The following is a 22,974-nucleotide window of genomic DNA, read 5'->3' as shown; positions in this document are numbered from 1 at the left end:
TTAGGACCGACCGCACCGACCTCCAGCGGGGAGGGAACTGGATGCGGCGCCCGCAAGGGGATGGACGCAGATGACCGGGCAACTCAGGTTGGACGACCACCTTCAACGGTATTCCGAGACGGCGCCGCATGCGCTGGCAGTGGCAGCCGCAGTCGACGCCATCGCAGCGGCGGCGATCGAGATCGCCGACCTCATTGCCACCGGCGATCTCGCGGACGCATCGGGCCTGACCACGGGCCGCAACAGCGACGGCGATCTCCAGCGCGATCTCGACGTCCAGGCGGATGCGATCCTGCGCCGCTGTCTCAGCAGACTGCCGATCGCAGCGCTCGCGTCGGAGGAGATGCGCGAGCCGCAAATCGGCGACCGCGAGGCAAAAATCTGCGTCGCGATCGATCCGCTCGACGGCTCCTCCAACATCGACATCAACATGACCGTCGGCACGATCTTCTCGATCCTGCCTGCCCCGGATGACCTGGCTCTCGCCTTCCATCAGCGCGGCTCGGCGCAGCTTGCTGCGGGGTTCGTCACCTATGGGCCGCAGACCTCACTGGTGCTCACGCTCGGCGACGGCGTCGACATCTTCACGCTCGACCGCAGGGCGGGCTGCTTCCGCCTCGCGCGCAACGCCGTGCAGATCTCCGAGACGTGCGAAGAATTCGCGATCAATGCGTCGAACCGCCGCCACTGGGATACGCCGGTCCGCGCCTTCGTCGACGAATGTCTTGCCGGCGTCGAAGGGCCCGCCAACCACAATTTCAACATGCGCTGGATCGGTTCGCTGGTTGCGGAGGCCTACCGAATCCTCACCCGCGGCGGCGTGTTCCTCTATCCCTCGGACGCGCGCCCCGGCTATGGCGACGGCCGCCTGCGCCTCACCTACGAGGCGCACCCGATGGCCATGATCATCGAACAGGCCGGCGGCTCCGCCACGACCGGGCGCGAGCGCATCCTCGAGCTATCGGCGCAGAGCCTGCACCAGCGCGTGCCGCTGATCATGGGCTCGAGCAACGAGGTGCAGCGCGTCGAGGAACTGCATTGCGATCCGCTGCTGGTCGCCAGCATCTCCGCACCGCTGTTCGCGCGGCGCGGCTTCTTCCGGCTGTGAGCGAGGCGACCCATGTCCAGGAAGCATCCGATCATCTCCATCACCGGCTCCTCCGGCGCCGGCACCACCTCGGTCAAGAAGACGTTCGAGCAGATCTTCTTCCGCGAGAAGGTCAACGCCGTCTACATCGAGGGCGACGCCTTCCATCGCTATGATCGTGCCGAGATGCGCACGCAGATGGCGCAGGAGGCCGAACGCGGCAACAAGCATTTCAGCCATTTCAGCCCCGAGACCAACCTGTTCGAGGAGCTGGAGCGTGCCTTCCGCGACTATGGCGAGACCGGCACCGCGACGACGCGGCACTATGTCCATGATGCCGAGGAGTCCGCACTGCACGGTACGGCGCCCGGGACCTTCACCGAGTGGGAGCGGCTGCCGGAAAACTCGGACCTGTTGTTCTACGAGGGCCTGCACGGCGCCGTCGTCACCGACAAGGTCAATGTCGCGCGCTACGCCGATCTCAAGATCGGCGTCGTGCCGGTCATCAATCTCGAATGGATCCAGAAGCTGCACCGCGACCGCAGCGCCCGCGGCTATTCGACCGAGGCCGTCACCGACACCATCCTGCGGCGGATGCCCGACTACATCCACTACATCTGCCCGCAATTCACCGAGACCGACATCAACTTCCAGCGCGTGCCGACGGTGGACACCTCCAATCCGTTCATCGCGCGCTGGATCCCGACGCCGGACGAATCGATGGTCGTGATCCGCTTCAAGAATCCGCGCGGCATCGACTTTCCCTATCTGCTGTCGATGCTTCCCCACAGCTGGATGTCCCGCGCGAACTCCATCGTGTGTCCCGGCGCGAAGCTCGATCTGGCGATGCAGCTGATCCTGACGCCGCTGATCATGCAGTTGATCGAGCGCAAGCGAAATCTGAAGTGAACAGGGAGAGAATTCGATGAACATCTCCGTCCACGCTGAAGCCGACATCACGGCAGTCACACACAACGATCTCGCCAATGCCGTCCGCTTCCTCGCGGTCGACGCGATCGAGACCTCGCAGTCCGGCCATCCCGGTCTGCCCATGGGCATGGCCGATGTCGCGACCGTGCTGTTCTCGCGGTTCCTCAAGTTCGACTCCGCGCACCCCAACTGGCCGGATCGCGACCGCTTCGTGCTGTCGGCGGGGCACGGTTCAATGCTGCTCTATGCGCTGCTGCATCTCACCGGCGGCGACGTCAGCCTGGACGACATCAAGGCGTTCCGGCAGTGGGGCTCGAAGACGCCGGGCCATCCGGAATACGGCCACACGCCGGGTGTCGAGACCACGACCGGCCCGCTGGGGCAGGGGATCGCGACCGCGGTCGGCATGGCGCTCGCCGAGCGCATGGCCAATGCACGGCACGGCGACGGCCTGGTCGATCACTTCACCTATGTGATCGCGGGCGACGGCTGCCTGATGGAAGGCATCAGCCAGGAGGCGATCTCGCTCGCCGGTCATCTCCAGCTCGGCCGGTTGATCGTGCTGTTCGACGACAACGGCATCTCCATCGACGGGCCGACCTCGCTGGCCACTTCCGATGATCAGCTCGCGCGCTTTGCGGCGTCCGGCTGGTCGGTCCGCCATGTCGACGGCCACGACTCCGAAGCGGTTGCGCAAGCGATTGCCGAAGAGCGTGAGAGCACAAAACCGTCGCTGATCGCCTGCCGCACCATCATCGGTTATGGCGCGCCGGACCGCCAGGGCACCGAGAAGGCGCATGGCGCGCCGCTCGGCACTGAGCAGACGGCAGCGGCGCGCCGGACGCTCGGCTGGGACTACCAGCCCTTCGTGGTACCGATCCCGATCCTCAAGGCATGGCGGATGATCGGACAGCGCGGGCAGGTCGAGCGTCTTGCCTGGCTCGACCGCTACGAAGGCGCGACGGCCGCGCAGCGTGAGCTGTTCATCGAGGGCAAGGCCGTTGCCCTGCCGGAGGCCTATGCCCAGGCCTCGGCGAAATTGCGCGAGCGCTTTGCCAGCGAGCGTCCGAAGCTGGCGACGCGGCAAGCCTCGCAACAGGTGCTCGACGGCATTGCCGGGACAATTCCCGGACTGGTCGGCGGCTCGGCGGACCTGACGCATTCGAACCTCACGCATGCCAAAGCGCAGACTCCGGTGGCGCGTGGTGCGTTCGCCGGCGGCTACATCCACTACGGAATTCGCGAGCACGGCATGGCCGCCGCGATGAATGGCCTCGCGTTGCATGGCGGATTCATCCCCTATGGCGGCACCTTTCTCGCCTTCTCCGACTACAGCCGGCCGGCGATCCGTCTTGCGGCGTTGATGCGGCTGCGCGTCATCCATGTGATGACCCACGACTCCATCGGTCTTGGCGAGGACGGTCCCACGCATCAGCCCGTCGAGCATCTCGCGGCGCTGCGCGTCATCCCGAATCTTCTGGTGTTCCGCCCCGCCGACGCGGTCGAGACGCTCGAAGCCTGGGACTGCGCGCTTGAGGCGGAAGATCGCCCCTCCGTGCTGTGTCTGTCGCGTCAGGCGCTGCCGACATTCCGCAGCGACGTGCGCGGCAGGAACCGTGTCGCGCGCGGCGCCTACCTCATCGTCTCGCCGGACGGCGGTCGCGACGTCACGTTGATGGCGACCGGCTCCGAAGTCTCGATCGCGCTGGAAGCCGCTCGCCTGCTCGCGACGGAACACATCCGCGCCGCCGTGGTCTCCGCGCCCTGCTTCGCGCTGTTCGAGGAACAGCCGGAGGACTACCGCGCCTGTGTGCTCGGCACCGCCCCGCGCGTCGGCATCGAGGCCGCCGTAGTCGGCGATTGGCATCGCTGGATCGGCACTGACGGCGAGTTCGTCGGCATGCGGGGCTTCGGCGCCTCTGCGCCGGCGCCCGTGCTCTACCGCGAATTCGGCATCACGCCGCAAAGCATTGCCGAAGCCGCCCGGCGGGCGATCACCCGCGCCGGCAAGCCATAACAGGAGGAATCTTCGTGGCCCGTATCACCCTTCGTCAGCTGCTCGATCACGCCGCCAACCACGGCTACGCGGTGCCGGCGTTCAACATCAACAACATGGAGCAGGGTATTGCGATCATGCAGGCCGCGGCCGAGGTCGATGCGCCCGTGATCATCCAGGCCTCGCGCGGCGCGCGCAGCTATGCCGGCGATCTCATGCTCTCGCACATGATCGACGCGCTGGAGCGGACCTATCCGGACATTCCGCTCTGCATGCACCAGGACCACGGCAATGACGAGGCGACCTGCGCCTCCGCCATCGCCCACGGCTTCACCTCGGTCATGATGGACGGCTCGCTCAAGGCCGACGCCAAGACCGCCGCCGATTACGACTACAATGTCGACATCACCCGCCGCGTCGTCGATCTCGCGCATTGGGTGGGCGCCTCCGTCGAAGGCGAGCTCGGCGTGCTCGGCTCGCTCGAGCATGGTGGCGGCGAGCAGGAGGACGGCCACGGCGTCGAGGGCAAGGTCAGCCACGACCAGCTCCTCACCGATCCCGACCAGGCCGTCGACTTCGTCCGCGCCACCAAGGTCGATGCGCTCGCGATCGCGATGGGCACGTCTCACGGCGCCTACAAGTTCAGCCGCAAGCCTGATGGCGACATCCTGGCGATGCGGGTTGTCGAGGAGATTCACCGCCGCCTGCCGAACACGCATCTCGTGATGCACGGCTCCTCTTCGGTGCCGCAGCCGCTCCAGGACATGTTCAACCAGTTCGGCGGCGAGATGCCGCAGACCTGGGGCGTGCCGGTCGAGGAGATCGTCCGCGGCATCAAGAGCGGCGTACGAAAGGTCAACATCGACACCGACTGTCGCCTGGCGATGACCGCGGTGTTCCGCAAGGTCGCCGCGCAAACGCGCTCCGAGTTCGATCCGCGCAAATTCCTCAAGCCTGCGATGGATGCGATGCGCGAGCTCTGCCGCGATCGCTTCGAGCAGTTCGGCACCGCGGGCCACGCCAGCAAGATCAAGGTCATTCCCTTGAGCGAGATGGCGCGGCGCTATCGCGCCGGCGAGCTCGATCCGCGCATCGGCGCCCGCGAGTCGGTCGCCGCCTAATCATTCAGAGAGAGAAGAGCAGGAGAGAGCCATGAATGCACACGCAGGAACCGTCCGGGGCAAAGAGCGCTATCGATCGGGCACGATGGAATACGCGCGCATGGGCTATTGGGAGCCCGACTACACGCCGAAGGACACCGATGTCATCGCGCTGTTCCGCGTGACGCCGCAGGAGGGCGTGGACCCCATCGAGGCGTCAGCGGCGGTTGCCGGCGAATCCTCGACCGCGACCTGGACGGTGGTGTGGACCGATCGCCTGACCGCTGCGGAGAAGTATCGCGCCAAGTGCTACCGTGTCGATCCGGTGCCCGGCACGCCGGGCTCGTACTTCGCCTACATCGCCTATGACCTCGACCTGTTCGAGCCCGGCTCGATCGCCAACCTGTCGGCCTCGATCATCGGCAACGTGTTCGGCTTCAAGCCGCTGAAGGCGCTGCGTCTGGAGGACATGCGCTTCCCGGTCGCCTATGTGAAGACGTTCCAGGGGCCGGCGACCGGCATCGTGGTCGAGCGTGAGCGGCTCGACAAGTTCGGCCGGCCGTTGCTGGGCGCGACGGTGAAGCCGAAGCTCGGCTTGTCCGGGCGCAACTATGGCCGCGTGGTTTACGAGGCGCTCAAGGGCGGGCTCGACTTCACCAAGGACGACGAGAACATCAACTCGCAGCCCTTCATGCATTGGCGTGACCGCTTCCTCTATTGCATGGAGGCCGTGAATCGCGCGCAGGCGGCGTCCGGCGAGGTGAAGGGCACCTACCTAAACATCACCGCGGGGACGATGGAGGACATGTACGAGCGCGCAGAGTTCGCGAAAGAGCTCGGGTCGTGCATCGTCATGATCGATCTCGTGATCGGCTACACCGCGATCCAGTCCATGGCGAAATGGGCACGGCGCAACGACATGATCCTGCATCTGCATCGCGCCGGTCACTCGACCTATACGCGGCAGAAGAGCCACGGCGTGTCGTTCCGCGTCATCGCGAAGTGGATGCGGCTCGCCGGCGTCGACCACATCCACGCCGGCACGGTGGTCGGCAAGCTCGAGGGCGATCCCAATACCACGCGCGGCTATTACGACGTCTGCCGCGAAGACTTCAACCCGACCAAGCTCGAGCACGGCCTGTTCTTCGACCAGCACTGGGCGAGCCTGAACAAGATGATGCCAGTCGCCTCCGGCGGCATCCATGCCGGCCAGATGCACCAGCTGCTCGATCTCCTTGGCGAGGACGTCGTGCTGCAATTCGGCGGCGGCACCATCGGCCATCCCATGGGCATTGCGGCTGGCGCGATCGCCAACCGCGTGGCGCTCGAAGCGATGATCCTCGCCCGCAACGAGGGGCGCGACTACGTCCATGAAGGTCCAGAGATCCTGGCCAGGGCGGCAGAGACCTGCACGCCGCTGAAGGCTGCGCTCGAGGTCTGGAAGGACGTCAGCTTCAACTATCAATCCACCGACACGCCGGACTTCGTGCCGACCGCGTTGGAAACCGTTTGAGGAGATGAGATATGAAACTGACCCAGGGCTGCTTCTCGTTCCTGCCTGATCTGACCGACGACCAGATCACGAAGCAGTTGCAATATTGCCTCGCCAATGGCTGGGCGGTGAATATCGAGTTCACCGACGATCCGCATCCCCGCAACACCTATTGGGAGATGTGGGGCCTGCCGATGTTCGACCTCCAGGACGCCGCCGGCGTGATGATGGAGCTCGCCGAGTGCCGCAGGGTCTACGGCGACCGCTACATCCGCATCAGTGGATTCGACTCCAGCCATGGCTGGGAATCGGTGCGGATCTCGTTCCTCGTCAACCGCCCGCCGCAGGAAGCCGAGTTCGACCTGGTGCGGCAGGAGGTCGGCGGACGTGCGATCCGCTACACCACCGTGCGCCGGCCGGCCGCGCACGCGTCGACCTAGTCATTCCTCTCCGCGCGGAGCACTCCCTGCTCCGTTTCCTTGGCGGACCACTGCTTCGCCGCTCCCCCCGCGGCGAAGCTCTTTTCTTCGAGGTGCCGATGCTTGATGTCCCTCATGCGACGACCGCTGAAACCAGCGAGACCAGCTTCGATCTCCGCAAGGAGGCCGAGGCGGCCGGAATCACTGACACGCTGCAACAGCTCGAGCAGGAGCTGATCGGCCTCCGGCCGGTCAAGAACCGCGTGCGTCAGATCGCGTCACTGCTGCTGATCGAGCGCATCCGCCAGCGTGCGGGACTGGCATCGTCGCCCCCGACACTGCACATGTCGTTCACCGGTAATCCGGGCACGGGCAAGACCACGGTGGCGCTGCGCATGGCAAAGATCCTGCACGGCCTCGGTTTCGTGCGGCGCGGGCAGGTGATCTCGGTGACGCGCGACGATCTCGTTGGCCAGTATATCGGCCATACCGCGCCGAAGACGAAGGAGATATTGAAGAAGGCGATGGGCGGCGTGTTGTTCATCGACGAGGCCTATTATCTGCACCGGCCTGACAACGAGCGCGATTACGGCCAGGAGGCGATCGAGATCCTGCTCCAGGTGATGGAGAACCAGCGCGAGGACCTCGTCGTGATCCTCGCCGGCTATGGCGAGCGGATGACGAGCTTCTTCGCCTCCAACCCGGGCTTCCGTTCGCGCATCGCCCATCACATCGACTTCCCGGACTATGCGGAAGCCGAGCTTCTCGTCATCGCCGAGCTGATGCTGAAGGAGCGTGGATACCGCTTCTCGGCGGCGGCGCGCGGGGCCTTCGAAAAATACATCGCACTGCGCCGGACCCAGCCCTTCTTCTCCAACGCGCGCTCGATCCGCAACGCGGTCGATCGTATCCGCCTCCGCCAGGCCGATCGCCTCGTCTCCGATCTCGACCGCATGCTCGATGTCGCCGATCTCGAAACGATCGATCCGACGGATGTCCTTGCGAGCCGCGTTTTCAGCGGTGGTGCGGACGCGCAGAGGAGTGCGAAGTCATGACGGGAGAAATCCTCATCGCGCCTTCGATCCTGGCCGCCGATTTCGCGCGCCTCGGCGAGGAGATCAGGGCTATTGATGCTGCCGGCGCCGACTGGATCCACTGCGACGTCATGGACGGACATTTCGTGCCGAACATCAGCTATGGCGCCGACGTCATCAAGGCGATCCGGCCGGCGACGGCGAAGATCTTTGACGTGCATCTGATGATCGCGCCTGTTGATCCCTATCTGGAGGCGTTCGCAAAGGCAGGCGCCGACGTCATCACGGTTCATGCCGAAGCCGGCCCGCATCTGGACCGCTCGCTCCAGGCCATCCGTGCGCTCGGCAAGAAGGCTGGCGTCAGCCTGTGTCCGGCTACACCGGAAGCCGCGATCGAATACGTGCTTGATCGTCTCGACCTCGTGCTGGTGATGACGGTCAATCCCGGCTTCGGCGGCCAGTCCTTCCTCGACTCCCAGATCGAGAAGATCAGGCGCATTCGAAGCATGATCGGCGACCGGCCGATCCGGCTCGAGGTCGATGGCGGCATCACGCGCGACAATGCCGCCGCTGTGGCTGCCGCGGGCGCCGACACCCTCGTGGCAGGATCGGCCGTGTTCCGCGGCAAGAGCAGCGCCGATTATGCGGGCAACATCGCCGCCATCCGCGCTGCTGCGGAGGCCGGCAGGGTTCCGAAGCTGCAACATGGTTCGGCGCAGACGATCCGGGCCGGCGAGACCGCGCTCACCCGGTAGAATACGGCATACCGGCGTGGCAGAGCCGGCGTCGCACTGGTTGTACCATGGCGTGCCATTCCGTCCGAGGTTCTACAGGGCACGCTGCACGGCGCAGCGGGCCTTCCTCGCGCTAGAGTTCTGCGCAGAAATGCAGGGCAATCTCATCGGGTGGCCGGAATCGATCGAACGGTATCTTGATCTGATCGGCATCTCCGTCGCGCGCCAGCGCTACGCCTGGCCAATGAGTTCCACGTGGGGTTCTCCGATAGGAACCAATGGAGGCCTGCGCGTTTCCCAGACGTTAACCCAGGTTGCGCGGGGCGCCTCGCACGCAGTAAATGTTTTGCATAACCGCCATCGGCCTGACGTAAATCAGGGCAATAAGCTCAGTGAATGCGAGGGAGGGTCTCATGGAGAACGTACGTCGCTACCGGGCGCTGGCGTCTCTCTGTCGTCAGCAGGCGGCCTATCGGCCGCTCCAGAACTGGCAACTCCTTGGGCAAGCCGAACATTTCGAATACCTCGCCGAGATTGCGCTGAAGGCGCATTTCGACGCGTGCAATGCGCAACCCGAGGACGACGCCATCGCCACCGCGCCATTTGAGACCCCCGCCGCGGCGTGAGCGCGTCGGTCCGTTGCGGATCATCTCTCGATCAATGCGACATCAGCGTCGGGACCGTCATGGCTTCCAGCATGGCGCGGGTGACGCCGCCGAGGAAGCGTTCCTGCAACCGCGAGTGGCCGTAGCCGCCCATGACCAGGAGATCGAGGCTCTCGTCGGCGGCCAGCGACAGGATGGTCGGCTGGATGTCGGAGCGCGCCGCCGACAGGCTGACGGTGCGGGTCGACAATCCGCGCCGGCCGAGGTGTCTTGCCAGATGGCTTGCTGAGACCTCGTCGGGAACCGCGTCGGCTTCGTTGATCGTGATGATCACGATCTCCTCGGCGCGGGCCAGGAAGGGAGCGGCGTCGCGCATCGCGCGAGCGGCGAGGCGGCTGCCATCCCAGCAGATGCCGATCCGGTTCGCCCTGAATGACCCACGAAAGGTGTAGGGCAGGAACAGCACCGGTCCGCCCGCCTGGAACAGGATCTCGCCGGGCATATCATTGTCGAATGAGCCTTGCGCCGGATCGGGCTGCAGCACGATGCTGAGATCGTGGAGCCGCGCCATCTCGCCGAGCGAGCCGGCTGCGTCCGCGGGGATTGCGCCGAGCGGGTGGCAGGTGCAGGAGATGCCGGCGTTCGTGGCTTCGCTCCGAAATATCGCCAACGCGGCCTCGGCACGCTCCACCGCGCGCTCGCGCTCCATCTCGAACACCGCCGCTACGGCGGCACCGCCATCCAGGACATAGGCAGTGCTGCTCGCGACGTACCCGACGGCGACCGCGTCGACGTGTGCGTTGAGTCTCGCCGCGAGCGAGATCGAGCCGTCGATCACCGCGCTCATCGGGCGCTCGGTCGGGATGTGGACGAGAATGTCTTTGTACATGGCGCGCCTCCGGTGGACATCATCCAGTGGCCGCAGTCTATCACGGCGCACGGGGCCTGCGTTGAGCCGCATCAAATGTGCAGCCCTGATTTTCGCGGCACCTTTGCCAAGATTTAATCGGACGGACGGGACGCCGTAAGGTGACGATGTCCATGTTGGTTGCAAGGCGACTTACCCAACATGGACATTTCGACATGAACGATCACGTCAATTCCGACACCACCACGTCCCGCAAGATCTTGAAGCCGCGCCGGCTTGCGCTGCTGGGCACCGTGGCCGCGCTTGGCGTGGCCGTGCTCGCTGCCTCTCCCGCCTCTTCGCAGTTCGGTCTGAATTCCTTCATCGGGCCGGCCCAGGCGGCGGAAGCCGCCGCGACGCCGCCGGGCTTCGGCGATCTCGTCAGCAAGGTCAAACCCGCCGTCATCTCGGTGCGGGTCAGGATCGACCAGGACAATGACAAGAGCGCGATGCTGCAACAGAACCGGATGGATTCGGACGAGGATTCGCCGTTCGACCAGTTTTCGCGGCAGTTCGGCTTCCGCGGCCCGGGTGGCATGAACGGCATGCCGCGCCAGCGCCACCAGATGATCACGGGCGAGGGTTCCGGCTTCTTCATCTCCGCCGACGGCTATGCCGTGACCAACAACCACGTCGTCGATCACGCCGAGTCGGTACAGGTGACCATGGATGACGGCACGAGCTACACCGCGAAGGTGGTAGGCACCGATCCGAAGACCGATCTCGCGCTGATCAAGGTCGATGGCAAGAGGGACTTTCCGTTCGTCAAATTCTCCGACCAGAAGCCGCGCATCGGCGACTGGGTGGTCGCGGTCGGCAACCCCTTCGGCCTCGGTGGCACCGTGACCGCCGGCATCGTCTCGGCCAATGGTCGCGACATCGGCAACGGTCCCTATGACGACTTCATCCAGATCGACGCGCCGATCAACAAGGGTAATTCCGGCGGTCCGGCCTTCGACATGAACGGCAACGTGATCGGCGTGAACACCGCGATCTTCTCACCCTCCGGCGGTTCGGTCGGTATCGGCTTCGACATTCCGGCTTCGACCGCGAAGCTCGTCGTCGCGCAGCTGAAGGACAAGGGCTCGGTCACCCGCGGCTGGCTCGGTGTGCAGGTGCAACCGGTGAGCGCCGAGATCGCCGACAGCCTCGGCCTCAAGGAGGCGCGCGGCGCGATCGTGGACAATCCGCAGGACGGCAGCCCCGCGGCGAAGGCCGGCATCGAGGCGGGCGACGTCATCACCGCCGTCAACGGTACCGCGATCAAGGACTCCCGCGATCTCGCCCGCACCATTGCCACCCTGGCGCCGGGCACGTCCGTGAAGCTCGACGTCTTCCACAAAGGCGCGAGCAAGACGGTGACACTCGCCCTCGGCGAGTTGCCGAACGAGCGGCAGGCCAAGGCCGGCGAGGGCAAGGCGCAGCCGAACACCGGCACGCCGCGCCTCGGTCTCAGCCTGGCGCCGGCAGGCGACGTCCAGGGCGCGGGCCAAAAGGGCGTGGTCGTGACCGAGGTCGATCCGCAGGGACCCGCCGCGCAGCGCGGCATCCAGACCGGCGACGTCATTCTCAATGTCGGTGGCAAGGCCGTTGCCAATGTCGGTGACGTCCGCTCCGAGCTGGCGCAGGCCAAATCGTCCGGCAAGAACAGCGTGCTGTTGCAGGTGAAGAGCCAGGAAGCGACGCGGTTCGTCGCGGTGCCGCTGGCCTAAGCCTCGCGCTTCCCGCGGCAAACTCAAAAGGCGGCCTGCGGGCCGCCTTTTTCGTGCGCGTCTGGAAGATTCCCACAGGTGCCGATAACATTCTCGTTAACGGCAGCGTTGATGACGGGTTCGTCCGAAAAAGCCGCGTTCGCTCGTCACAGTTCGGAATCACGTGTTGGGCTTTGGCGTCAATGAAGACGCCCAGGCGAATTGCAGGAGTGGAACTTCGAACGCCCGGCCTTCTTGTGGAACCGGTGGTTCGCATTTGATCGGTGCCGACATGGATCGATTGAAGCTCTCGCTGAGGTGTGCGCTGCTTGTGGCGCCGCTTGTCCTGACGACCGGAAGCGCCCTGGGGCGCGACGATGGCCGCTACGCCAACTCGCCCCTGAAACCCTGGTTCGACAGCTTGCGCAGCCATCTTGGGCCCTGCTGCTCGGATGCAGATGGCTTTGCTGTATCCGACCCCGATTGGGAATCGCACGATGGGCACTATCGCGTGCGGCTCGACGGGCAGTGGGTGGATGTGCCTGATGAGGCCGTCATCACCGAGCCAAACCGGGCTGGCCACACCATGGTATGGCCGGTGAAGACTGCGTTCGGGATTTCGATCCGCTGCTTCATGCCGGGCAGCATGATCTGACGCGGGTGGGCGTTACCGCTTGCTGGATTTGCGCTTCGAGGTCTTCTTCGTTGTCTTGGTCGTCTTCCTGGCCGTCTTCTTGGCTGTCTTCTTCTTGGACGTTTTCCGCTTCGACGCCTTCTTCGGGACTTTCTTGCCCTTCGCGCGCGCTTCCGACAGGCCGATTGCGATCGCCTGCTTGCGACTCTTCACGCGTCCGCCACGACCGCCGGGGCCGCTTTTCGCGGTGCCCTTCTTATAACCGCGCATCTCGCGCTCGACATCACTGCTGGCGCTGCGTGAGTAGCGGCGTTTCTTTGCCTTGCGTGCCATCAACTCTCTCCCTTGGCCCGGGAAAGAACCGCATCACTGACCCTACGTTCCAAATGCGCTGGCCGCGTTCCTCAGAAGGAGTTCGCCAACTCGATCTCGTCTTCCAGCGCTCGAATGCGGCGCGCAGCCTCAGTGGAGGACAGAGCCCGATCGTATTGAGTGGGCTGATAGGCTTCCTCGCTCAGACGCTTCAGCCTCAGCCCCTGCGCTCTCGTCATCTGCTCCGTGAGGAAAACCCTGGCGTCGTATTTACCCTGAACCTGCATCTGGCCTCTCCGTTCTCAAATCGTCACTTGACTATATGTTCTTATTTTGTTCTAACAAGCCATGGACAACAGAATTAATGAAATTCGACGCAAAATCAGCGCCTTGAGGCTCGAGATGGCCGACATCGAGGTGTCTGTGCGCGACCTCGTCGATCGCGACCGCGACTGCACAGAAAAGGCCCTGGCGCAGATGGATCTGCGCCGGAAAATCAACCTGCTGATCGGCGAATGGAAGGCGGCCGGTGGCGGCGATGTCTTGCCTGACGTCCGCGAGCGGGTCCGCCTTCGTCCTGCAACGACATCCGGTAGTCCGCTGCGCGTGATCGCGCGCCGCTGAGAATTTTGGGAGCGTGCGGTGGAAGAAGACCCGGACACGTACCGGATTCTAAAACTGCGCGCCGAAATTCTCGAACTCGGCTCCGCCATCCGGCAATTGCAGCGCGAGGGTCTCGACGATGCCGCAGCGCAGCTCCTGATCGCACGCAAACGTGCACGGCTGGAGCATCTCGTGAAGGCGAATGCCACGGGACGGCCGCTTTAGCGATGCGACGCTGGAAGGATTCCCAATCTAGCTCCAAACTCCAGCTCCAAAGCGAAAGGCCCCGCGTCGCCGCGAGGCCTTTGATTGTCGGCCGGAGCTCACTTGGTGTTGCTCATGCCGCCCTTGTTGTTCGTCATGGTGCCGCCTTGGTCGGAGCCGGGGCCAGAACCACCTTGACCGGAGGGATCAGCGCCCTTGGAGGACTTGGTGTTGGCACCCGTGGTCTGCGACGAGGACATAGCGGATCCATGCTTGGCCTTATGCGACTTGGCCTGCACGGCGAACGGAGCGGCGGCGAGGCCGGTTGCCAACATCACGGTAAGAGCGAGCTTGGTGGTTTTCATGCGCGGGAACTCCCTGAGTTGAATTGACGCAGGCAGCCAACCGCCATTTGCTGCAGGAGTTCCGAACGAAATCGCCCGGTGCGCGTCACGCGCGCTTCAAAATTCCTTGTCCTCGGCGAGGATGAACACGAGGCCCGTGAGCGTTGCGCCGATCGCGAACGTCGTCACCAGTGTGATGATGAAGACCATGCCGGCCGAATGTCCGCCGTGGTTCAACAAATTTGCGACGGCCGGATTGAACAGGACGAGGGCGAGACCGAAGACAAGGCCGAGGGCTGCGCCCATCATCGCATGCGTCATCAGCTTGATGACGCCGGTCGGAGAGATGAGGCTCGGCGACTTTTTCCCGCGCATGGAACCGCCTCGCGGTGTGGCATAAAACGCATGCGACGATTGCGGGTTCCATTGTCATGACGATTTTGTCATTCCCCGCTTCATCCGACGTTCATGGCGGTCTTGCGAGGATGAATGCCATCAACACGGGAACATTCGATATGGGTAAGGTCGTCTTTCTCTATCGCTCGCTGGCCTATCGCAACGCGGCTGCGGACATGCTGCGCAAGGCGCGCAGGCTGCCGCGCGGCGCCGAGCGGAGCGCAGCCCGCCGTTACGCGCGGGCGCTGCGCGAGCTTTCGCAAACGGAAGCCTGGCTGGAAGGACGTGTCGCTGACGAACCGCAGGCGATGCAGAGCATGAGGGTCGCCGCGACGCGCTAGATCATGATCGGTTCTGAGTGAATCAGGGCCGAAGCTCCAGATTCCTATCTTTACGCGCGAACCGGAGCCCACTTCGCTCGCAAACGCGCTAGCCTGAGGCCCGCTGAAGGGGTTCGGACGGAGCCACGTCGAACTTGCTCGCGGCCGGCGGCGCTACGGTCTTCCGCGTCAGCGGCACCTCAAGGCGGCACAACAGGCCTTCGGCACGCCAGTTGAATTCCGCCTGTCCGCCGAGTTGCGATTCCACACTGGCAAGCAGGCTCCGCGTGCCGAAGCCACGGGATTTCGGCGTCCTCACCAGCGGACCGCCGGTTTCGTCCCAGGTCAGTGTGAGGTGGTCGTCCTCGACCTGCCAGCCGATCGCAAGCCGCCCAGACCGCGTCGAGAGCGCGCCATATTTCGCCGAGTTGGTGAAAAGCTCATGCAGCGCCAGCGCCAGCGTCTGCGCTGTCGCCGGCGCCAGCTGAACTTCCGGACCGGCCAGCTTGATCTGGCCGCCGAGCGAGTAGGGCGCGAGCTCCTCGTCGATCAGCCTTGAGAGTTCGGCGCCCTGCCAGCTCGACAGCGACAGGATCGTGTGCACGCGCGCCAGCGCGTTGATGCGCCCCTCGACGGCGTTGACGTAAGCCTTGACCTCGTCGGCGCGGGTGAGGCGCACGATCGATTGCGCCAGCGCCAGCGCGTTCTTGGCTCGATGATCCACCTCGCGCGCCAGCAGGTTTTGTCTCTCTTCCGCGCGTTTGCGTTCGGTGATGTCCACGGTGACGCCGCTCACGCGCACCACGCGGCCGCCCTGGTCCACCGTCGCGGCTGCCGTGCCGACGCACCAGCGCACCTCGCCATCGGGCCGGCTGACGCGAAACTCGCCTTCATAGGCGTGCGCGCCGGTGTTGAACGCGGCAATCGCCTGGCCGAACTGGTCGACGTCATCAGGGTGCAGCAGCGCCTGGATGTTGGCTGAGGTGACGTTGAAGGTCTCCGGCGTCACGCCGAAGATGCGGTACTGGCCTTCGTCCCACATCCAGTCGCCGTTGACCCAGTCCCAGTCCCACGATCCCATCTTGCCGGCGGCGATCGCCATGCTGCGCCGCTCTTCGCTCTCGCGCAGCTTTGCGGTGGAATTCTCCAGCTCGGCCGTGCGTGCGCGAACGCGGTCTTCGAGCTCCTGGTTCAGCCGTTCGAGCTCGCGTGTCTTGCGGTAGAGTTCGGCGAACACCTTGATCTTGGCGCGCAGCACCTCCGGCACGACCGGCACCGGGACGTAGTCGACGGCACCCATCTCGTAGCCGCGTAAGCGGTCGATATCGCTGACCTGAATGGCCGAGATGAAGATCATCGCGGTCTTCTGGAAGCGCGGATGCTCGCGGATCATCGCGGCCAGCTCGAATCCGTCGAGCTCGGGCATGCAGACGTCGACCAGGATCACCGCGATCTCGGTCTTGAGCAGCACCTCCAGCGCCTCGCGGCCCGATGATGCGATCACGAGGTTCTCGCCGAGTTCCTTCAGGATCACCTCGTAGGCGAGCAGCTTGGCCGGCTGGTCGTCGACGAGGAGGATGTTGACCTTTTCGTGGTCCATTCGCGGATCCAAACTCAGCGGTGCAGCCACATGCGGATTGCAAGCAGCAATTGATCGGTGTTGACGGGTTTGGCGAGGTAGTCGGACGCACCGGCTTCCAGGCATTTCTCACGGTCGCCCTTCATCGCCTTGGCTGTCAGCGCGATGATCGGAAGGCGGGCGAAGGCCGGATTTTCGCGAATGACGCCGATGGTCTGATAGCCATCCATCTGCGGCATCATGATGTCCATCAGCACGATGGCGATCTCCGGATTGGATTCGACCAGCGTTACCGCCTCGCGGCCGGTCGTGGCCGTCAGCACCTTCATGCCCCGACGTTCCAAGACGCTCGACAGCGCGAAGATGTTGCGGGCGTCGTCGTCGACGAGCAGGGCGGTCTTGCCGATCAGGTCTTCGTCGGAACTGTTCAGCTTCTCCAGCATGCGCTGCTTCTCGACCGGCAGTTCCGTGATGACGCGATGCAGGAACAAGGCGGTCTCGTCGAGCAGGCGCTCCGGCGATTCCACGCCCTTGACCACGATGCTGCGCGCCATGGTGTGGAGTTCCGCATCTTCCTCCGCCGAGAGCTCGCGGCCGGTGAAGACCACCACCGGAACGTTCGACAGCGCCTCGTCGTTGCGGATCTGGTCCAGCACCTCGAAGCCGCTCATGTCGGGCAGCCGCAGGTCGAGCACCACGCAATCGCAGGGTGCCTCGCGCAGTGTCGAGAGCGCGCCGGCGCCGGTATCCGTCGTCACGATCTCGATGTCGTCGTGATGCAGCAACTCGCGGATCGAGAGCTGCTCGGCCTCGTTGTCCTCGACGATCAGGAGCCGCTTGCGCCGCGGCCGCGCATATTCCTTGATCTGCGTCAGCGCGGCTGAGACGCCCTCGGTCGTGGTCGGCTTGTTGACGAAGGAGAAGGCACCGCGGGCCAGCGCATGCTGGCGGTCCTCGTCGAGCGTGATGATCTGCACGGGGATGTGGCGGGTCAGCGGATTGTGCTTGAGCTGGCTCAGCACCGTCCAGCCCAGCATATCAGGCAGGAACACGTCGAGCGAAACGGCCCGCGGCTGATACTGCTTGGCGAGCTCCAGCGCCTCCGCGCCGCGCGCGGCGACCAGAACCTTGAAGCCCTTGTCACGGGCGAGATCGACCAGCACGCGGGCATAATGCGGATCGTCCTCGACGATGAGCAGGATGGTATCGCCGGGCGCGAGGTTGAGGCGGTCGTCGGCAATCTGCTCGATGACGCGCTGCTGTTCGGGCGCAGCCGCTTGCAACGCCGGTGGCTGACTGTACTGCTGCGGCGCGGGTGCACGCGGCGCGAGCGTCGGGCCGGAATATTTCAGCGGCAGATAGAGCGTGAAGGACGAGCCCTTGCCGGGCGCGCTGCGCAGATGGATCTCGCCGCCGAGCAGGCTCGCGAGCTCGCGGCTGATCGCAAGTCCGAGACCGGTGCCGCCGTATTTGCGGCTGGTGCCGGCGTCCGCCTGCTGGAACGCCTCGAAGATCAGCTTCTGCTTCTCGAGGGGAATGCCGATGCCGGTGTCCGTCACTTCGAACGCGATCACCGCCGGCGCTGAGTTCAGCACCGGATGATCCGTGCCCCAGCCGCCGACCGCGGCGACGACCTTCAGGCGCACCTCGCCTTCGGCGGTGAACTTGAAGGCGTTGGAAAGCAGGTTCTTGAGAACCTGCTGCAGGCGCTTGGAGTCGGTGACGATGCTGCGGGCCAGGTTCGGGTCGACGTCGATCTTGAACGACAGGTTGCGGTTTTCCGCCTCGTGCCGGAACGGCCGCCCGACGGTCTCGAGCAGGTTTGCAGTCAGAATCTCCTCGGCGTCGACCGTCACCGTGCCGGATTCGATCTTGGAGAGATCCAGGATGTCGCTGATGAGGTTGAGCAGGTCGGTGCCGGCGCCATGGATGGTGCGGGCGAACTCGACCTGCTTGGCCGAGAGGTTGCCATCCGGATTGTCGGTGAGCTGCTGTCCCAGGATCAGGATCGAGTTCAGCGGTGTGCGCAGCTCGTGGCTCATATTGGCGAGGAATTCGGACTTGTACTTCGAGGTCAGCGCGAGCTCGGTCGCCTTTTCCTCCAGTGCGCGGCGGGCCTGCTCGATTTCCTGGTTCTTGCGCTCGACCTCGACGTTGCGCTCGGCGAGCTGCTGCGCCTTCTGCTCGAGCTGGTCGTTGGTCTGCTGCAATTCGCGCTGCTGGGTCTGAAGCTCGCCGGCAAGCTGCTGCGACTGCTTGAGCAGGCCTTCGGTCTGCATCGTCGCCTCGATCGAGTTGAGCACGATGCCGATGGAGTCGGTAAGCTGCTCGAGGAATGTCATCTGCGAGGTCGTGAACGAGGTCAGCGAGGCGAGCTCGATCACCGCCTTGACCTGGCCTTCGAACAGCACCGGCAGCACGACGAGGTTCTTTGGCGCGACGCGGAACAGCGCCGAGTTGATCGGCACCACGTCGGGTGGAATGTCGGCAATGACGCGCGGCCGTCTGTCGAGGGCGCATTGGCCGATCAGGCCGTCGCCGAGCGGGAGCACGCGCTGATAGGGATAGACGCCGTCGCCGGCATAGGAGGCGAGCAACAGGAGCCGCGGACTATCCTCGTTCTCGACCTGGTAGATCACGCCGGTATGGGCGTTCACCAGGGGTGACAATTCGGTCAGCAGCAGCCGGCCGACGGTGGTGAGATCGCGCTGACCCTGGAGCATGTTGGTGAATTTGGCGAGGTTGGTCTTGAGCCAGTCCTGCTCTGTGTTCACGTCCGTCGTGAGACGGAGGTTCGTGATCATCGTGTTGATGTTGTCTTTCAGCTCGGCGACTTCGCCGCGGGCGTCGACCTGGATCGACCGCGTCAGGTCGCCCTTGGTCACGGCGGTCGCGACTTCCGCGATCGCGCGCACCTGCGAGGTGAGGTTGGCTGCGAGCAGGTTGACGTTGCCGGTGAGGTCCTTCCAGGTGCCGGCTGCACCCGGCACGTCGGCCTGGCCGCCGAGCCGTCCCTCGACGCCTACCTCGCGCGCCACCGACGTCACCTGATCGGCGAAGGTCGCGAGCGTCTCGGTCATGTTGTTGATGGTGTCGGCGAGCGCCGCGACCTCGCCCTTGGATTTCACAGTGAGATTTTGCTTCAAATCACCGTTCGCAACTGCGGTCACCACCTTGACGATGCCGCGGACCTGCTCGGTCAGGTTCGCCGCCATGAAGTTGACGGTGTCGGTGAGGTCCTTCCAGGTGCCGGCCACACCGGGCACCTGGGCCTGGCCGCCGAGTTCGCCTTCAGTGCCGACTTCACGCGCGACGCGGGTGACTTCGCCGGCAAACGCGTTGAGCTGGTCCACCATGGTGTTGATGGTGTTCTTCAGCTCGAGGATTTCGCCCTTCACGTCCACGGTGATCTTGCGGGACAAGTCGCCGCGCGCGACGGCGGTGGTGACCTCGGCGATGTTGCGGACCTGCGTCGTGAGGTTCGCGGCCAGCAGGTTGACGTTGTCGGTGAGATCCTTCCAGGTGCCGCCGACGCCGGGCACGACGGCTTGACCGCCGAGCCGGCCCTCGGTGCCGACCTCGCGCGCGACGCGCGTCACTTCGGCGGCGAAGGAGCGCAGCTGCTCCACCATCGTGTTCAAGGTGTCCTTGAGCAGCAAGATCTCGCCGCGCACGTCCACCGTGATCTTCTTCGACAGGTCGCCGCCGGCGATCGCGGTCGCGACCTCGGCGATGTTGCGGACCTGGGCCGTCAGGTTCGAGGCCATGAAGTTGACGTTGTCGGTGAGGTCCTTCCAGGTGCCGGCGACGCCGGACACCTCGGCCTGACCGCCGAGCTTGCCTTCGGTGCCGACCTCGCGCGCCACACGCGTGACCTCGCCGGCGAAGGCGTTGAGCTGGTCGACCATGGTGTTGATGGTGTTCTTGAGCTCGAGGATTTCGCCCTTCACGTCCACGGTGATCTTGCGGGACAAGTCGCCGCGCGCCACGGCGGTGGTCACTTCGGCGATGTTTCGGACCTGGGCGGTGAGGTTGCCCGCCATCGAGTTCACGCTGTCGGTCAAATCCTTCCAGGTGCCGGCGACGCCGGGCACGTTGGCCTGGCCGCCGAGGCGGCCTTCGGTGCCGACCTCGCGCGCCACGCGCGTCACCTCGCCCGCGAAGCGGTTGAGCTGGTCGACCATCGTGTTCAGCGTGTCCTTGAGCTGAAGGATCTCGCCGCGGACGTCCACCGTGATCTTGCGTGACAGGTCACCGCCGGCGATGGCGGTCGCGACCTCGGCGATGTTACGAACCTGTGCGGTGAGGTTGCCCGCCATCGAGTTCACGGAGTCGGTCAAGTCCTTCCAGGTGCCGGCGACGCCGGGCACGTCGGCCTGGCCGCCGAGCTTGCCGTCGGTGCCGACCTCGCGCGCGACGCGCGTGACTTCGCCGGCGAAGGCGTTGAGCTGGTCCACCATGGTGTTGAGCGTTTCCTTCAGCTGAAGGATTTCGCCCGACACATTCACGGTGATCTTCTTGGACAGGTCGCCCTTGGCGACCGCGGTCGCGACTTCGGCGATGTTGCGGACCTGACCGGTGAGGTTCGAGGCCATCGAGTTGACGGAATCGGTCAGGTCTTTCCAGGTGCCGCCGACGCCGCGCACGACGGCCTGACCGCCGAGCTTGCCTTCGGTGCCGACCTCGCGCGCGACGCGCGTGACTTCGCCGGCGAAGGCGTTGAGCTGGTCCACCATGGTGTTGATGGTGTCCTTCAGCTCCAGAATTTCGCCGCGCACGTCCACGGTGATCTTCTTCGACAAGTCGCCGCCGGCGACCGCCGTGGTCACCTCGGCGATATTGCGGACCTGCGCGGTCAGGTTCGACGCCATCGAGTTGACGCTTTCCGTCAGGTCCTTCCAGGTGCCGGCGACGCCGAGCACGTTGGCCTGGCCGCCGAGCCGTCCCTCGGTGCCGACTTCGCGCGCCACGCGCGTGACTTCGCCGGCGAAGGCATTGAGCTGGTCCACGCAGGTGTTGAGCGTTTCCTTCAACTGAAGGATCTCGCCCGAGACGTTCACCGTGATCTTCTTCGACAGGTCGCCGCCGGCGATCGCGGTCGCGACGTCGGCGATGTTGCGGACCTGCGCGGTCAGGTTCGACGCCATGAAGTTGACGTTGTCGGTGAGGTCCTTCCAGGTGCCGGCCACACCGGGCACCTGGGCCTGGCCGCCGAGCTTGCCCTCGGTGCCGACCTCGCGCGCCACGCGCGTCACTTCGGAGGCAAAAGAGTTGAGCTGGTCCACCATCGTGTTGATGGTGTCCTTCAGCTCCAGGATCTCGCCGCGCACGTCCACCGTGATCTTGCGCGACAGGTCGCCGCGCGCCACGGCGGTCGTCACGTTGGCGATGTTGCGGACCTGGGCGGTGAGGTTGCCGCACATCGCGTTCACGGAGTCGGTCAGGTCCTTCCAGGTGCCGGCGACGCCGGGCACGATCGCCTGTCCGCCGAGCTTGCCGTCGGTGCCGACCTCGCGCGCCACGCGCGTCACTTCGGAGGCGAAGGAGCGCAGCTGGTCCACCATCGTGTTGATGGCTTCCTTGAGCTGAAGGATCTCGCCGCGGACGTCGACGGTGATCTTCTTGGACAAGTCGCCGTTGGCGACCGCGATCGTCACCTCGGCGATGTTACGAACCTGGTTGGTCAGGTTGTTCGCCATCGAGTTGACGCTCTCGGTCAGATCCTTCCAGACGCCGGTCACTTCCGGCACCTGGGCCTGGCCGCCGAGTTTGCCTTCGGTGCCGACCTCGCGCGCCACGCGCGTCACCTCGGAGGTGAACACGCCGAGCTGCTTGATCATGGTGTTGACGATGGTCGCCGACTGCAGGAATTCACCGCGCAGCGGGCGGCCGTCGACGTCCAGCTTGACAGTCTGGAGCAGGTCGCCTTGCGCCACCGCAGCGACCGCGCGCGTCACTTCGCGCGTCGGCCACAGGAGGTCGTCGATCAGCGTGTTGACGGAGCCTTCCATGTCGGCCCAGGAGCCGCTGGCGAGGCCGAACTTCACGCGCTGGCGGGTCTTGCCCTCGCGCCCCACGACCTGACCGACCAGCTCGAGCTGCTGCGCCATGCGCTGGTTGGCGGCGATGATTTCATTAAAAGTGTCGGCGATCTTGCCGTCGATGCCGAGATAGTCCCCGCTCATCCGCACCGAAAAATCGCCGCTGCGCATCGCCTGCAAGGCGAGCAGCAATTCCGGCCGCGAATCCGGGTCCGACATACCATTGGTTTTTGGCTTTGGGACGCGACGACCGGAGCGTGATGCAGTTCCGGGATCGAGGTCGCTCATACTGATTCCCCCGCGGCGTCGGCCGAATCCAAGGCGTGACGCAGTTGTCAAAATAGACCGTCAGCCAAATTCGAAATCAAGCGCCAACGTTGCAGCGCTTGGAATTGGAACCTGCCGTGCTCAGCCCGGCCAAAATAACGGTGAGGAGTGACGATGGTTCCATCCCGTTCAGGAAAAAGCCGGCCGGCCGCTGCACCAGAGCTCCGAGCCGTCCTAGGAGAGGGGGCTGGCGCGCCCAGCGGGCGCGGGGCTGTGACT

At 64.9% G+C, this 22,974-nt stretch carries 21 protein-coding genes; 14 read left to right on the top strand and 7 right to left on the bottom strand.

The window, feature by feature from the left end:
* The first annotated feature begins 70 nt into the window (after positions 1–70).
* The 9 genes from AB7G19_RS32905 (at position 71) to AB7G19_RS32865 (ending at position 9,418) form a co-directional block, all read left to right on the top strand.
* Positions 71–1,108: a class 1 fructose-bisphosphatase gene (locus AB7G19_RS32905; protein WP_085401322.1), complete on the top strand. Its 1,038-nt coding sequence runs from the start codon at positions 71–73 to the stop codon at positions 1,106–1,108.
* A gap of 12 nt (positions 1,109–1,120) precedes the next feature.
* Positions 1,121–1,996: a phosphoribulokinase gene (locus tag AB7G19_RS32900; protein ID WP_063984965.1), complete on the top strand. Its 876-nt coding sequence runs from the start codon at positions 1,121–1,123 to the stop codon at positions 1,994–1,996.
* A 16-nt stretch (positions 1,997–2,012) separates the two neighbouring features.
* Positions 2,013–4,034, top strand: coding sequence for a transketolase (tkt, locus tag AB7G19_RS32895; RefSeq protein ID WP_354113192.1), 2,022 nt, complete (start codon positions 2,013–2,015; stop codon positions 4,032–4,034).
* A gap of 14 nt (positions 4,035–4,048) precedes the next feature.
* Positions 4,049–5,134 carry a class II fructose-bisphosphate aldolase gene (fba, locus tag AB7G19_RS32890; protein ID WP_063984963.1) on the top strand — a complete coding sequence of 362 codons (1,086 nt, stop codon included), beginning with the start codon at positions 4,049–4,051 and terminating at the stop codon, positions 5,132–5,134.
* Positions 5,135–5,165: 31 nt separating this feature from the next.
* Positions 5,166–6,626 (top strand): form I ribulose bisphosphate carboxylase large subunit, encoded by a 1,461-nt coding sequence (locus tag AB7G19_RS32885; protein WP_085401320.1) that lies wholly within the window; start codon positions 5,166–5,168, stop codon positions 6,624–6,626.
* Between the two features lie 11 nt (positions 6,627–6,637).
* Positions 6,638–7,045, top strand: a complete 408-nt coding sequence (locus tag AB7G19_RS32880; protein ID WP_085401319.1) for a ribulose bisphosphate carboxylase small subunit — start codon at positions 6,638–6,640, stop codon at positions 7,043–7,045.
* Between the two features lie 98 nt (positions 7,046–7,143).
* Positions 7,144–8,079 carry a CbbX protein gene (gene cbbX, locus AB7G19_RS32875; RefSeq protein ID WP_085401318.1) on the top strand — a complete coding sequence of 312 codons (936 nt, stop codon included), beginning with the start codon at positions 7,144–7,146 and terminating at the stop codon, positions 8,077–8,079.
* A complete protein-coding gene (gene rpe / locus AB7G19_RS32870; protein ID WP_085401317.1) occupies positions 8,076–8,813 on the top strand; it encodes a ribulose-phosphate 3-epimerase in 738 nt (245 codons plus the stop codon). Before cbbX ends, rpe begins: the two co-directional genes overlap by 4 nt.
* 392 nt (positions 8,814–9,205) lie before the next feature.
* Positions 9,206–9,418, top strand: coding sequence for a hypothetical protein (locus AB7G19_RS32865; RefSeq protein ID WP_028148245.1), 213 nt, complete (start codon positions 9,206–9,208; stop codon positions 9,416–9,418).
* A gap of 31 nt (positions 9,419–9,449) precedes the next feature.
* Here AB7G19_RS32865 and AB7G19_RS32860 read toward each other — a convergent pair whose 3' ends face one another.
* Entirely contained in the window at positions 9,450–10,286 is an 837-nt protein-coding gene (locus AB7G19_RS32860) for a universal stress protein (protein WP_085401316.1), read from the bottom strand.
* A 194-nt stretch (positions 10,287–10,480) separates the two neighbouring features.
* Between AB7G19_RS32860 and AB7G19_RS32855 the strand changes: the two genes are divergently transcribed.
* On the top strand, positions 10,481–12,016 hold the full coding sequence (locus AB7G19_RS32855; protein WP_063984957.1) for a Do family serine endopeptidase: 1,536 nt from the start codon (positions 10,481–10,483) through the stop codon (positions 12,014–12,016).
* A 271-nt stretch (positions 12,017–12,287) separates the two neighbouring features.
* Positions 12,288–12,650 carry a hypothetical protein gene (locus AB7G19_RS32850; RefSeq protein WP_028148242.1) on the top strand — a complete coding sequence of 121 codons (363 nt, stop codon included), beginning with the start codon at positions 12,288–12,290 and terminating at the stop codon, positions 12,648–12,650.
* A gap of 12 nt (positions 12,651–12,662) precedes the next feature.
* Here the strand turns inward: AB7G19_RS32850 and AB7G19_RS32845 are convergent, their stop codons facing one another.
* Complete coding sequence (locus AB7G19_RS32845; protein WP_085401315.1) at positions 12,663–12,962, bottom strand: DUF6496 domain-containing protein; 300 nt, start codon at positions 12,960–12,962, stop codon at positions 12,663–12,665.
* Between the two features lie 71 nt (positions 12,963–13,033).
* Positions 13,034–13,228, bottom strand: a complete 195-nt coding sequence (locus AB7G19_RS32840; protein WP_028148240.1) for a DUF3072 domain-containing protein — start codon at positions 13,226–13,228, stop codon at positions 13,034–13,036.
* Between the two features lie 115 nt (positions 13,229–13,343).
* Between AB7G19_RS32840 and AB7G19_RS32835 the strand changes: the two genes are divergently transcribed.
* The gene (locus tag AB7G19_RS32835) at positions 13,344–13,565 is read left to right on the top strand and encodes a hypothetical protein (RefSeq protein WP_038958668.1); all 222 of its coding nucleotides are present in this window, start codon (positions 13,344–13,346) and stop codon (positions 13,563–13,565) included.
* Between the two features lie 18 nt (positions 13,566–13,583).
* Positions 13,584–13,769 (top strand): hypothetical protein, encoded by a 186-nt coding sequence (locus AB7G19_RS32830; RefSeq protein WP_085401314.1) that lies wholly within the window; start codon positions 13,584–13,586, stop codon positions 13,767–13,769.
* 98 nt (positions 13,770–13,867) lie between these two features.
* Here the strand turns inward: AB7G19_RS32830 and AB7G19_RS32825 are convergent, their stop codons facing one another.
* Together AB7G19_RS32825 and AB7G19_RS32820 are read right to left on the bottom strand one after the other, a co-directional pair.
* The gene (locus AB7G19_RS32825; protein ID WP_063984953.1) at positions 13,868–14,113 is read right to left on the bottom strand and encodes a hypothetical protein; all 246 of its coding nucleotides are present in this window, start codon (positions 14,111–14,113) and stop codon (positions 13,868–13,870) included.
* A gap of 96 nt (positions 14,114–14,209) precedes the next feature.
* Positions 14,210–14,467: a hypothetical protein gene (locus tag AB7G19_RS32820; protein ID WP_085401313.1), complete on the bottom strand. Its 258-nt coding sequence runs from the start codon at positions 14,465–14,467 to the stop codon at positions 14,210–14,212.
* 56 nt (positions 14,468–14,523) lie between these two features.
* Here AB7G19_RS32820 and AB7G19_RS32815 point away from each other — a divergent pair, with 56 nt between their 5' ends.
* On the top strand, positions 14,524–14,829 hold the full coding sequence (locus AB7G19_RS32815; protein ID WP_245344073.1) for a hypothetical protein: 306 nt from the start codon (positions 14,524–14,526) through the stop codon (positions 14,827–14,829).
* 88 nt (positions 14,830–14,917) lie between these two features.
* Here AB7G19_RS32815 and AB7G19_RS32810 read toward each other — a convergent pair whose 3' ends face one another.
* Both AB7G19_RS32810 and AB7G19_RS32805 read right to left on the bottom strand, forming a co-directional pair.
* Positions 14,918–16,408 carry an HWE histidine kinase domain-containing protein gene (locus tag AB7G19_RS32810; RefSeq protein ID WP_085401332.1) on the bottom strand — a complete coding sequence of 497 codons (1,491 nt, stop codon included), beginning with the start codon at positions 16,406–16,408 and terminating at the stop codon, positions 14,918–14,920.
* Positions 16,409–16,422: 14 nt separating this feature from the next.
* Positions 16,423–22,716, bottom strand: coding sequence for a HAMP domain-containing protein (locus AB7G19_RS32805; RefSeq protein WP_085401312.1), 6,294 nt, complete (start codon positions 22,714–22,716; stop codon positions 16,423–16,425).
* Positions 22,717–22,974 lie beyond the last annotated feature (258 nt).

Source organism: Bradyrhizobium sp. 215_C5_N1_1 (assembly GCF_052075935.1).
Classification (GTDB): Bacteria; Pseudomonadota; Alphaproteobacteria; order Rhizobiales; family Xanthobacteraceae; genus Bradyrhizobium; species Bradyrhizobium barranii.
This window is presented reverse-complemented; position numbering and strand designations above follow the sequence as displayed.

Excerpts from the sequence above, each read along its gene's own strand:
- AB7G19_RS32905 (WP_085401322.1), top strand. The coding sequence starts at position 71 with ATGACCGGGCAACTCAGGTTGGACGACCACCTTCAACGGTATTCCGAG.
- AB7G19_RS32900 (WP_063984965.1), top strand. The coding sequence starts at position 1,121 with ATGTCCAGGAAGCATCCGATCATCTCCATCACCGGCTCCTCCGGCGCC.
- tkt (WP_354113192.1), top strand. The coding sequence starts at position 2,013 with ATGAACATCTCCGTCCACGCTGAAGCCGACATCACGGCAGTCACACAC.
- AB7G19_RS32885 (WP_085401320.1), top strand. The coding sequence starts at position 5,166 with ATGAATGCACACGCAGGAACCGTCCGGGGCAAAGAGCGCTATCGATCG.
- AB7G19_RS32880 (WP_085401319.1), top strand. The coding sequence starts at position 6,638 with ATGAAACTGACCCAGGGCTGCTTCTCGTTCCTGCCTGATCTGACCGAC.
- cbbX (WP_085401318.1), top strand. The coding sequence starts at position 7,144 with ATGCTTGATGTCCCTCATGCGACGACCGCTGAAACCAGCGAGACCAGC.
- rpe (WP_085401317.1), top strand. The coding sequence starts at position 8,076 with ATGACGGGAGAAATCCTCATCGCGCCTTCGATCCTGGCCGCCGATTTC.
- AB7G19_RS32865 (WP_028148245.1), top strand. The coding sequence starts at position 9,206 with ATGGAGAACGTACGTCGCTACCGGGCGCTGGCGTCTCTCTGTCGTCAG.
- AB7G19_RS32860 (WP_085401316.1), bottom strand. The coding sequence starts at position 10,286 with ATGTACAAAGACATTCTCGTCCACATCCCGACCGAGCGCCCGATGAGC.
- AB7G19_RS32855 (WP_063984957.1), top strand. The coding sequence starts at position 10,481 with ATGAACGATCACGTCAATTCCGACACCACCACGTCCCGCAAGATCTTG.
- AB7G19_RS32850 (WP_028148242.1), top strand. The coding sequence starts at position 12,288 with ATGGATCGATTGAAGCTCTCGCTGAGGTGTGCGCTGCTTGTGGCGCCG.
- AB7G19_RS32845 (WP_085401315.1), bottom strand. The coding sequence starts at position 12,962 with ATGGCACGCAAGGCAAAGAAACGCCGCTACTCACGCAGCGCCAGCAGT.
- AB7G19_RS32840 (WP_028148240.1), bottom strand. The coding sequence starts at position 13,228 with ATGCAGGTTCAGGGTAAATACGACGCCAGGGTTTTCCTCACGGAGCAG.
- AB7G19_RS32835 (WP_038958668.1), top strand. The coding sequence starts at position 13,344 with ATGGCCGACATCGAGGTGTCTGTGCGCGACCTCGTCGATCGCGACCGC.
- AB7G19_RS32825 (WP_063984953.1), bottom strand. The coding sequence starts at position 14,113 with ATGAAAACCACCAAGCTCGCTCTTACCGTGATGTTGGCAACCGGCCTC.
- AB7G19_RS32820 (WP_085401313.1), bottom strand. The coding sequence starts at position 14,467 with ATGCGCGGGAAAAAGTCGCCGAGCCTCATCTCTCCGACCGGCGTCATC.
- AB7G19_RS32815 (WP_245344073.1), top strand. The coding sequence starts at position 14,524 with ATGACGATTTTGTCATTCCCCGCTTCATCCGACGTTCATGGCGGTCTT.
- AB7G19_RS32810 (WP_085401332.1), bottom strand. The coding sequence starts at position 16,408 with ATGGACCACGAAAAGGTCAACATCCTCCTCGTCGACGACCAGCCGGCC.
- AB7G19_RS32805 (WP_085401312.1), bottom strand. The coding sequence starts at position 22,716 with ATGAGCGACCTCGATCCCGGAACTGCATCACGCTCCGGTCGTCGCGTC.